Here is an 11,330-nt window from a genome sequence, read left to right on the forward strand (position 1 = left end):
TAGCAAATTTCAAAGCGATCTCGCTTAATTTAGTTACACTTAAAACAAAAAGAACATGCCATTATACCATAAACTAGGGACATTCCCTCAAAAAAGACACACGCAGTTTGTAAAACCAGATGGAGGTTTTTACTACGAACAACTATTTGGTACCGAAGGTTTCCATGGGCACGCTTCATTATCGTACCACGTTCACAGACCCACTCAGGTAAAAGAAATTCTAAAGTCGTATTCGGTAGAACCAAAAATTGCTATTGGAAAAAACATTAAATCCTTATTATTAAAAGGGTTTGAGTTAAAACCAGCCGATGATTTCTTAGACAGTCGTAAAGCTATGTTAGTCAATAAAGACTGTACTATAGGTCTTGCTGCACCTAAAAAATCGCTAACAGACTATTTCTATAAAAATGCCGATGCTGATGAGATGATCTTCATCCACAAAGGAAAAGGAAAACTACGCACCATGCTAGGGAATATACCGTTTGAGTACGGTGATTACCTAATTATTCCACGCGGAATTATTTACCAGATAGAGTTTGATACCGAAGAAAATCGCCTATTTTACGTAGAATCTTTTGCGCCATTTTATACGCCAAAACGTTATAAAAACGAATCTGGACAGCATCTAGAACATGCACCGTTTTGCGAACGCGATTTTATCTTGCCGACAGAGCTAGAAACTCACGATGAAAAAGGCGACTTTTTAATCAAAATAAAAAAGGAAGGCATGATTCACGAAGTGGTTTATGCAACACATCCTTTTGACGTGATTGGTTGGGATGGATACAATTTTCCATACGGATTTAGTATTCACAATTTCGAACCTATAACAGGACGCGTACACCAACCGCCACCAGTACACCAAACGTTTGAGACGGCTACATTTGTGGTATGTTCATTCGTACCAAGGCTATACGATTACCATCCAAAATCTGTTCCGGCACCATACAATCACAGTAATATTGATAGTGATGAAGTACTTTATTATGTAGACGGTGATTTTATGAGTCGCAATAATATCGAGCAAGGGCATATTACCTTACACCCAAAAGGGATTCCGCATGGTCCAGCGCCAGGAGCTATGGAGCGCAGTATTGGTCATACCGGTACAGAGGAATTGGCTGTCATGGTCGATACATTTCGTCCGTTGATGGTTACTGAAGAGGCTATGGGACTTGACGATGGTCAGTATTATAAATCTTGGGTAGAGTAGCACTTGCTTGCAATAAAACAATCGCATTATAATTGTCATCTTGAGTAGTTTTATAGGTAGGAGCAAATTCCTGCTGTTCGCTATATCTTTATGTTTTTAAAGAAAAAACATAGAGGATGCCGCTACCATCAGGGCTAGGATTACGTGCAAATAACAAACAAATTTTAAATTAGAAAAAATCAGTGAAAATCAATTTTATCCGCGTCATTGCGTCTTTAAATTAGATTTCGCATAAAAATAAATAAAATGGCAAAAGAAGTAAAATCAGTAGAATACGGATTAGAGAAAATATTTGAAGGAGCACAAGATTTCCTTCCGTTGTTAGGAACAGATTATGTAGAATTCTACGTAGGAAACGCAAAACAATCTGCTCATTATTATAAAACAGCTTTTGGTTATCAATCATTGGCGTATGCCGGACTTGAAACTGGAGTTAAAGACAGAACATCTTATGTTTTAAAACAAGATAAAATACGCATTGTTTTAACAACACCATTAACGCAAGATTCTCCTATTCATGAACATCTTAAAAAACATGGAGACGGAGTAAAAGTAGCGGCTTTATGGGTAGAAGATGCAACATCTGCTTACGAGGAAACCATGAAGCGTGGCGCGCGCTCTTTTATGGAACCAACAGTAGAGAAAGATGAGCACGGTGAAGTGGTGCGTTCTGGAATTTACACTTATGGAGAAACAGTGCATATTTTTGTAGAACGTAAAAACTACAATGGTGTTTTCTTACCTGGATATAAAGAATGGAAATCAGATTATAACCCAGAACCAACTGGCTTAAAATACATTGACCATATGGTAGGCAATGTAGGTTGGAACGAGATGAATACTTGGGTGAAGTTCTACGAAGAAGTAATGGGATTTGTAAACTTCCTCTCTTTTGATGACAAACAAATCACCACAGAGTATTCGGCATTAATGAGTAAAGTAATGTCTAATGGAAACGGAAGAATTAAATTCCCAATCAATGAACCAGCCGAAGGAAAGAAAAGATCTCAAATTGAAGAATACTTAGACTTTTACGGCGGGCCAGGAATACAGCATATTGCTATCGCTACAGATGATATTATTAAAACGGTAAGTCAATTGCGAGCAAGAGGAGTGGAGTTTTTATCAGCGCCACCTCACGCATATTATGAAGCAATCCCAGAACGATTAGGAGATCACATGAACATGATGAAAGAAGATCTTGGTGAGATTGAAAAACTAGCTATCATGGTAGATGCTGATGAAGAGGGGTATTTATTGCAAATATTCACTAAACCGGTGCAAGATCGACCAACCTTATTTTTTGAAATAATACAAAGAATGGGCGCTAAAGGCTTTGGTGCCGGTAACTTCAAGGCATTATTTGAATCAATAGAGAGAGAACAGGAATTGCGAGGAACGTTGTAAAACGATGTTTTTTTTGCATTATGTGAAAAAATAACTGTTCAATCGATTCTAATTTTATCAATGTTTTGTTAAACTTTTTTTATTGAATATAGAAGTGAATTTGTTAGCTACCTTTGCACTCGCAAAATGGAAGGGGTGGTTTCCTTCCGATTTGATATAAATTTCATAATTTATAGTTTTTTGGTTAGTTAATAGCATAAAAACTCAGTCATTATTTGACTGAGTTTTTTTGTTTTAATATATTTGGAACAGAATTTGCTTTTCTATAAAGTAAACAGAAAAAGTACGTTATGAAAAAAGTTATTCTATTCTTTATATTGTTAGCAACAGTAAGCTTTGACACTCGCAATCAAGATGCTTACGACGTAGGTGAATATTTTAAATTTCGTATCCACTACGGTATTGTTAACGCCGGTTATGCCACTCTTGAAGTGAAAGATGCTACTCTTAATAGTAAAAAAGTATTTCACGTTGTAGGTAAAGGATACACAACTGGTATGTCTCGTTTTTTCTTCAAGGTAGACGATTTATATGAAACGTATATCGACAAAGATTCTGGTATGCCTTACCGATTTATTAGAAAAATAGATGAAGGTGGTTATAAGAAAAATCAGGAAGGTTTTTTTAATCAGTCTGCTAATAAAGTGACTGTAAAAGATTATAAAAACAACAATGAAAAAACCTTTGTAACACCTAGAAATACACAGGACATTTTATCGTCATTTTATTATTTAAGGAATTACCCAGGAATTGATAAAATTAAACCGGGTGAGTCAATTACTATAGACATGTTCTTTGATGATGAAACAACAAAATTTAAGTTAAAGTTTGTAGGTCGTGAAAATATTACAACTAAATTTGGCGTTGTTCCTTCTATGATATTTAAACCACTAGTGCAATCTGGTCGTGTTTTTAAAGAGAAAGAAAGTGTAACGGTATGGATTTCAGATGATGACAATAGACTGCCTATTCGAATAAAAGCCGACTTAGCAATTGGATCACTCAAAGCAGATTTAGATGCTTATAAAGGATTAAACAATCCGTTTAAAACAAAATAATAATGAACATTAGTGAGCATAGAGAAACTATTTTAAAGGACATCGAACTTAAATACGACGCTATAAATCAAAAAACAGATACGCAGCTTGAAGGTCTTCTTTATGCTAAACCAATTACTTATTGGGACTACATTCAAACAGATGCACTACTAAGTTTACAAACGCAAAGAACAACACTTCCTGACGAAATGGTATTTATAATGTATCATCAAGTAAATGAATTAATCTTCAAGATGATTCTATGGGAAATGCAACAAATATGTTATTGCGAGAATATTCAAACTCATTTTTTTACGGAACGCTTAATGCGAATAAGTCGTTACTTTGATATGCTTACCACTTCTTTCAGTATTATGGAGGAAGGGATGGAAGTAGAGCAATACATGAAATTTAGAAACACCTTAACGCCAGCAAGTGGTTTTCAAAGTGCGCAATATCGTTTAATCGAATTTACCTCTACTGATTTGATTAACTTAATCGATAATCGTTTTCGATCTAAAATTGATAGAAGTACGTCTTTTGAAAATGCCTTTGAGCATTTATATTGGCAGGCCGCTGGAAAAGATTACCATACTGGTACAAAGTCATATTTATTAGAAGAGTTTGAGAAGAAATATAAAAGTGCTTTTTTAAAGCATATGGAGGAATACAACACCATCAATATTTATCAAAAGTTCAAGCAGCTTCCCGTTGAAGATCAAAATAATCCTGAACTAGTTAAAGCAATGCGTCACTTTGATCATACTGTGAATATTACTTGGGTTATGCAGCATTTAAATGTAGCAATTAAGTACATAGATCACAGCGGTAAAGGAGATGGTGAAGCGACAGGCGGTAGTGATTGGAAGAAATACATGCATCCAAAATACCAACGAAGGATCTTTTTTCCAGATTTATGGAGTGAAGAGGAATTAGCAAATTGGGGTGTTGAAAAAGTAAGTTAAATACAAAAAAAATATAGTTTGAAGCAAGTATTAATGGTTATCGTGTTATTGACAACAATACTATCTTGTAATAAATCTGCTGACAAAGTTGAAAATAAGACTCCAATAAAGAAGGTTAAAACCAAAGCAGAAAATTCTGATTTTGGATTTAATTTTGCTGATTTTAATGTAGTTCAAGACACAGTTAGAAAAGGAGACACTTTTGGGACCATAATTAACAAGCAAAATATAGGCGATAGAAAAGTTTTTGAAATAGTTGAAAGTGTAAAAGACACTTTTGATGTTAGAATCATAAAACCCAATCGCATTTATACAATGTTGAGGTCAAAGAATAAAACCAATAAATTAGAAGTTTTTGTTTACCAACCAGATGCGCTAAGTTACTATATTTTTGATTTAAGAGATTCGGTTATAGTGGCTCATAAAAAAACGAGACCTATTACAATTAGACGTCGCACAATAGGCGGTGTAGTAAAAGGATCATTATCTGAAACATTGGGTGATGCCGGTGTTGAAGCCGCTCTAGCGAGTAGAATAACTAAAATTTATTCTTGGTCAATCGACTTTTTTAAATTAAAAAAAGGAGATCGTTACGGAATAACTTTTACAGAACGATTTATCAATGACTCCATTTATGATGGTGTTGACGAACTTGAAGCTTCTTTCTTTGAATATAAAGGCAAGTTGGTATATGCTTTTCCTTTTGTTCAAAATGAATCTAGTGGTAAGGTAGAGTATTATGATGAAGATGGGAAGACACTTAAAAATTTCTTTTTAAAAACCCCAATAAAATTCAGTCGTATAACGTCTAGGTTTACAATGAATAGATTTCATCCAGTTCAGCATCGATGGAAAGCGCACAAAGGTACAGATTATGCTGCTCCCACTGGTACCCCAATTACAACTACAGCTTCTGGAGTGGTAGAACAGGCGGGTTACACTGCAGGAAATGGAAATTATGTAAAAGTAAAACATAATGGAACCTACTCAACTCAATACCTTCATATGTCAAAAATTCTTGTTCGTCGTGGTCAACATGTTAATCAAGGAGATGTGATAGGTAGAGTAGGAAGTACGGGATTAGCAACGGGACCACATGTGTGTTACCGTTTCTGGAAAAATGGAGTACAAGTTGATGCTTTGCGACTTAACCTTCCATCGGGAGAGCCAATGACAGGAGGAAATAAAGAGCGTTTTTTAAAGAAAATAACGCCTTTAAAGAGAGAATTAGATAGTATTGCTAATTTATAATTGACAATTACAGCAACGATCTTAGAAATAGAATTAAAAGCGTCAAAGCATTCTCAGAATGTTTTGACGCTTTTTTTATTCGAAAAAGAATTAGTGGAAAGTTCAATTTGTGCAAACAATTTACTTTTTAAAACATAAATGAGTATTTTTACCTTACTTAAAAACTTGAACTAAATAAAAATGGCATTACAAACTAATAACCCTACAACGACGCAGTCTTGGAGTAAACTGCAAGAACACTATCAACAAATGAAAAACAGTTCTATTCAAGAAATGTTTGCTGCAGATAACACTAGGGTAGACAAGCTCAATATTCAGTGGAACGATTTCTTAGTAGATTATTCAAAGAATATCATTACTCCAGAAACGATGACATTGTTATTTGATTTAGCTAACGAGATGGGATTGAAAGCAGCTATTAACGATTACTTCGAAGGAGCACTTATCAATAAAACGGAGGGTAGAGCGGTTTTGCATACGGCTTTACGTGCAAAAGATTCAGCTGTGGTTAATGTTAACGGAGAGAATGTAATTCCCGAAATTTATGAGGTTCGAAATAAGATAAAGAACTTTACAAATGAAGTTGAAAATGGTGCAAGAAAAGGATACACTGGGAAAGTATTTACTGATGTTGTAAATATTGGAATAGGTGGATCTGATCTGGGGCCAGCCATGGCTGTAGAAGCTTTGCAGTATTATAAAAATAATCTAAATGTGCATTTTGTTTCTAATGTAGATGGTGATCATGTAAATGAAATAATTAAAAAATTAAATCCAGAGACTACGTTATTTGTGATTGTTTCAAAAACGTTTACTACTCAGGAAACTTTAACAAATTCAGAAACGATTAAAAAGTGGTTTTTAGAATCGGCTTCTCAAGATGATATCGCAAAGCATTTTGTTGCCGTTTCGACGAATATCGAAAAAGTAAGCGCTTTTGGAATTGATCCTCAAAACGTTTTTCCAATGTGGGACTGGGTTGGTGGACGATTCTCTTTATGGAGCGCTGTAGGATTAACAATAAGTCTGACTGTAGGATATGATAATTTTGATCAGCTACTAGCTGGAGCAAATGAAATGGATGAACATTTCAAATCGGCAGAATTTGATGAAAATATTCCAGTGGTTCTAGCGCTTTTAAGTGTTTGGTATAATAACTTCTTTGGAGCTGAAAGTGAAGCTTTGATTCCGTATACTCAGTATTTACAAAAGTTGGCTCCTTACTTGCAACAAGGAACGATGGAAAGTAATGGTAAATATGTAGGTAGAGACGGTGAGAAAGTGAATTATCAAACCGGAACTATAATTTGGGGAGAGCCAGGGACGAATTCTCAACATGCGTTTTTTCAGTTGATTCATCAAGGAACTAAATTAATTCCATGTGACTTTATAGGTTATGTGAAACCGCTTTATGGTGATAAAGAGCATCATGATAAATTGATGTCTAATTTCTTTGCTCAAACAGAAGCTTTGATGCAGGGAAAATCACAACAACAAGTACAAGCAGAGTTTGATAAACAAGGTTTAGAAAAGTCTGAAGCTGCTTCATTACTACCTTTTAAGGTTTTTGAAGGAAACAAGCCTACAAATACATTGCTTATAGATAAATTAACACCTAAGTCTTTAGGTTCGTTGATTGCCTTATACGAGCACAAAATTTTTGTTCAAGGAATTATTTGGAATATCTTCAGTTTTGATCAATGGGGAGTAGAGTTAGGAAAGCAATTGGCAAATAAGGTATTGGCAGAAATCAACGAAAACAAAGTAGCAACGCACGACGCTTCTACAAGCTTTTTATTAGATTACTATTTAAAGAATAAATAAAATTTATAAATTTTAAATATAATAGCCTCAGTAAATTGTTTTTACTGGGGCTTTGTTGTTTTAAGGATGTGAAGAGTTATTATGCGTAAACTGAATTGGAATGCATCTATTCAAAAGTTTACTATATGATAAAAATTGTTTTAAAAGGAGTGATATTAAAGTTAAGGTGATTCTTTAATTTATAAAAAAGGCTATTAAAGTTTCAAATCATAATAGTATATCGACAGGTACTTAGATTTAATTCCCTTAAGACTTACGTGTCAGCTAATTCCATCAAAATATAATAGCCGTTCTTTTAAGTTTAATAAAAAAAGGTCAAGTTGAAATTATTTTTTCAATTTTATTTTCTACAATTAATTGATTTATCATTATAAAATATGTGATTCTACGATAGAATGTATATTTATTTAAGGTAAACTGCAATTATAATAAAACTTCAATATTACTTAATCAAAAATTTATTAACATTGCCTTAACTTTTATAGCTAAAATAGTTATAATTTTGCCAAAAATAATAAACTAAACAAAAATGAAGACAATGAAAAATTGGTTATTCTCTGGAATGCTGTTTTTAGTAGCTGTAACGGCGTTTTCTCAAGGAAAAGTTACGGGAACTATTACTGATGGACAAGGTTCTTTACCTGGTGCTAACGTTGCTATTAAAGGTGCTACAACTGGAGTTTCAGCAGATTTTAATGGTAAATTTTCAATTAATTCTACTACAAGTAAAGGAGAATTAGTTATTTCTTTTATAGGTTTCGAAAATAAAATTGTGAAGTTTTCTGTTGCAGACGGTGGAACAGTAAATTTAGGATCTATTGTTTTAACGTCAAATTCAAATGAATTAGATGAGATTGTTGTTACTTCAAGTGTAATTGATATTGCAAAAGATAGAAAAACACCTGTAGCAGTTTCAACAATTAAGGCTTCGGAAATTCAAGAAAAACTTGGTTCTCAAGAGTTTCCTGAAATTTTAGCAAATACTCCTTCAGTATATGTTACTAAGCAAGGTGGTGGTTATGGTGATTCTAGAATTAATATTCGTGGTTTTGATCAAAGAAACATTGCTGTGATGATTAACGGGGTTCCTGTTAATGATATGGAGAATGGTTCAGTATACTGGTCTAACTGGGCTGGATTATCTGATGTTACTTCAGCTATGCAAGTACAAAGAGGTTTAGGTTCTTCTAAGTTGGCAATTTCTTCAGTAGGAGGGACAATAAACGTTGTTACAAGAACTTCTGATATGAAAGAAGGTGGTTCAGTATCTTCTACTTTTGGTAACGATAATTACTTAAAAGTGCAAGGTTCATACAACACAGGAGTGATGGATAATGGTTTATCTGCTTCTGTTTTAATTAGCTCTACAACTGGAGATGGTTATGTTAATGGTACTTCTTTTGAAGGTAAAAACTATTTTCTTGCTTTAGGTTACAAGGCTAATGATAAGCACGATTTTCAATTTACTTTCACAGGTGCTCCTCAATGGCATCACCAAAGAAGTTTTGCTAATAAAATATCAGAGTACATCAAATACGGTGATGCTGCTGCAAATGAGCCAAACATAAAATATAATTCAGATTTCGGATACAGAAATGGACAAGAGTTTTCTTATGCTAGAAATTTCTACAGTAAGCCTGTAGCTTCATTCAACTGGGATTTTAAAATAAACGACAATACAAAATTATCAGCAGTAGCTTACGGATCTTGGGGTCGTGGAGGAGGAACTGGTAGTATCGGTAGTAACCCTTATTCAGCAGCAAAAACTGCAGATGGTTTAATGCAAATAGATGAATTTGTTAAATACAATAATGGTCAACCTAATGCTGTAGGTACAGGAACAAATCTTTTTTTAGTTCCTAATGCTGATGGTCAAAATATTGCAAATAGCAGAAATGGGTATATTAGAAGAGCTTCTATTAACTCACACAACTGGTATGGTGCGGTAGTAAACTTGAACAAAAAATTATCTGAACAAATTACTTTAGATTTTGGAATTGATGCAAGAACTTACACTGGTTTTCACTTTAGAAACTTAAGTGATTTACTTGGCGCAGATGGTTATTTAGATAATGCAGATATCAATAACCCAAATAGGACTTTAACTAAAACGTATGATTCTTCAGCGAGTTTAAATCCTTTCAGTAATGTTAAAGATCAAGAAAAAATAGCTTATAATAACAATGGATATGTAAACTGGCTTGGTGCTTTTACACAATTAGAATACTCAGTTAATGATATTTCTGCTTTCTTTCAAGGAGCTATATCTCAACAAGGTTTTAAAAGAGAAGATACATTTACTTACCTAGAATCAGATCCACTTTACAAAACAGGTTTTGAAAACTTGATTGGAGGAAACGTTAAAGGTGGTGTTAACTATAATGTTAGTGAAACAAGTAATGTATTTGTAAATACTGGTTTTTATTCAAAACAACCATTTTTTAATGCGGTATACCCTAACAATCTTTCAGTAGTTGCTGAAAATTTAGTAAACGAAAAAGTATTTGGATTAGAAGGTGGATATGGTTTCCGTTCTAAAGTGTTTACTGCAAACTTAAATGTTTACTACACTTCTTGGAGAGATAGATACCAAAGAAATTCTGATCCGTCTATTGATAACGTTGGTGGGTATTTTGACTACAATGGTTTAACGGAAATTCATTCAGGTGTAGAGCTTGAAATGAATGCTAAACCAACACCAAAATTAAGTTTGAATGCGATGATTTCTATTGGTAACTGGTTTTACAAAGGAAATGTTAAAAGTAATAGATTTGATATTGATAATAACGTAATAGGTGATGGAGCTCCTACAACTTTATATTTAGATAAGTTAAAAGTTGGAGATGCTGCTCAAAATACAGCAAGTATAGGTGCTAAGTACGAAGTTGTAGAAAGATTAAGCTTAGATGCAAACTATAGAGTTTCTGATAAGTTATATGCTGCAATCGATCCGACAAAATTTACAACTGAGGAAAATGACGGAACATTACAGTTGCCTTCTTACGGTTTAATGGATGCTGGTTTGTCTTATAAATTATTACTTGGTGAAAACAAGTTGAGTTCATTAAATTTTAGACTTAATGTAAATAACGTTTTGGACGAGGTTTATATTTCTGAATCAAGAACTAATAATTTTGCAACAGCAACATCTGCTACTTACGATGGTGTTGATACTAGTAACCAAGTTTTCTTTGGTTTTGGTAGAACATGGAACTTAAGTCTTCGTTTCAACTTCTAATTAAATAATAATATTCATAAAAACCCTCATTTCATTAGGAATGCATTGCCCCCAAAAAGTTAGACACTATTTGGGGGCATTTTTATGGAAAGAAAAGTCAAGTATGATTACACATTTAAACTTGAATGTGTGGAATTAGTTATCAAACAGCACAATTGCTGTGTGTCTGTAGCTAATAAAAAGAAAGTTCATCCTTCGAGTGTTAAAAAGTGGGTTAGGCTATATAATCATTATGGTAAAGATGGATTAACACCTAGGAATAACCGTAGTTATAGTGTCGATTTTAAATTTAAAGTTTTGCAATCAATTCAAAAAGAATCCTTGTCATTTGTGGATTGTTGTTTGAAATTTGACATTCCTGATGCGGGAATTATTCTAAAATGGAAAAAAGATTT

The 11,330-nt window shown here is 33.7% G+C and carries 8 protein-coding genes; all 8 read left to right on the forward strand.

Features of this window, described 5'->3' with window-relative positions:
- Positions 1–55: 55 nt before the first annotated feature.
- Positions 56–1,213 carry a homogentisate 1,2-dioxygenase gene (locus tag H603_RS0109775; RefSeq protein ID WP_026708429.1) on the forward strand — a complete coding sequence of 386 codons (1,158 nt, stop codon included), beginning with the start codon at positions 56–58 and terminating at the stop codon, positions 1,211–1,213.
- Between the two features lie 246 nt (positions 1,214–1,459).
- Entirely contained in the window at positions 1,460–2,620 is a 1,161-nt protein-coding gene (gene hppD, locus H603_RS0109780; RefSeq protein WP_026708430.1) for a 4-hydroxyphenylpyruvate dioxygenase, read from the forward strand.
- A 290-nt stretch (positions 2,621–2,910) separates the two neighbouring features.
- Positions 2,911–3,678, forward strand: a complete 768-nt coding sequence (locus H603_RS0109785) for a DUF3108 domain-containing protein (protein WP_026708431.1) — start codon at positions 2,911–2,913, stop codon at positions 3,676–3,678.
- 2 nt (positions 3,679–3,680) lie between these two features.
- Positions 3,681–4,622, forward strand: a complete 942-nt coding sequence (locus H603_RS0109790; protein ID WP_026708432.1) for a tryptophan 2,3-dioxygenase family protein — start codon at positions 3,681–3,683, stop codon at positions 4,620–4,622.
- A gap of 18 nt (positions 4,623–4,640) precedes the next feature.
- Complete coding sequence (locus H603_RS0109795) at positions 4,641–5,873, forward strand: M23 family metallopeptidase (RefSeq protein ID WP_026708433.1); 1,233 nt, start codon at positions 4,641–4,643, stop codon at positions 5,871–5,873.
- 180 nt (positions 5,874–6,053) lie between these two features.
- Complete coding sequence (gene pgi, locus H603_RS0109805; protein ID WP_026708434.1) at positions 6,054–7,697, forward strand: glucose-6-phosphate isomerase; 1,644 nt, start codon at positions 6,054–6,056, stop codon at positions 7,695–7,697.
- A 538-nt stretch (positions 7,698–8,235) separates the two neighbouring features.
- On the forward strand, positions 8,236–10,935 hold the full coding sequence (locus H603_RS0109810; protein ID WP_316930266.1) for a TonB-dependent receptor: 2,700 nt from the start codon (positions 8,236–8,238) through the stop codon (positions 10,933–10,935).
- Positions 10,936–11,064: 129 nt separating this feature from the next.
- Positions 11,065–11,330: helix-turn-helix domain-containing protein (locus H603_RS0109815; protein WP_245576105.1), on the forward strand; the 266-nt coding region annotated here is incomplete at its 3' end.

Source organism: Flavobacterium frigidarium DSM 17623, from assembly GCF_000425505.1.
Taxonomy (GTDB): Bacteria; Bacteroidota; Bacteroidia; order Flavobacteriales; family Flavobacteriaceae; genus Flavobacterium; species Flavobacterium frigidarium.